Origin of the sequence: Burkholderia sp. JPY481 (assembly GCF_038900515.1) — a bacterium.
Taxonomy (GTDB): Bacteria; Pseudomonadota; Gammaproteobacteria; order Burkholderiales; family Burkholderiaceae; genus Paraburkholderia; species Paraburkholderia youngii.
The window spans coordinates 1-246 of the sequence record NZ_JAYMRT010000245.1 but is presented as its reverse complement, the minus strand read 5'-3'; the positions used below and the strand labels follow the sequence as shown (position 1 = coordinate 246).

Here is a 246-nt window from a genome sequence, read left to right as displayed (position 1 = left end):
TTCGTCTATGTCGCGTTCATCATCGACGTGTTCGCCCGGCGCATTGTCGGCTGGCGCGTCTCGAGCTCGGCGCGAACGGACTTCGTTCTGGACGCACTGGAGCAGGCCTTGTACGAACGACAGCCGGCGCAGCAGGACGGGCTGATCCATCACAGCGACCGCGGCGTGCAATACGTATCGATCCGCTATACGGATCGGCTGGTCGAGGCTGGCATCGAGCCATCCGTGGGCAGCGTGGGCGACTCC

General features: G+C 64.2%; 1 protein-coding gene. It reads left to right on the top strand.

Annotated elements, in window-relative coordinates:
* A partial coding sequence (locus VSR82_RS40540) for a DDE-type integrase/transposase/recombinase (RefSeq protein WP_498858983.1) occupies window positions 1–246 on the top strand: 246 nt, incomplete at both ends.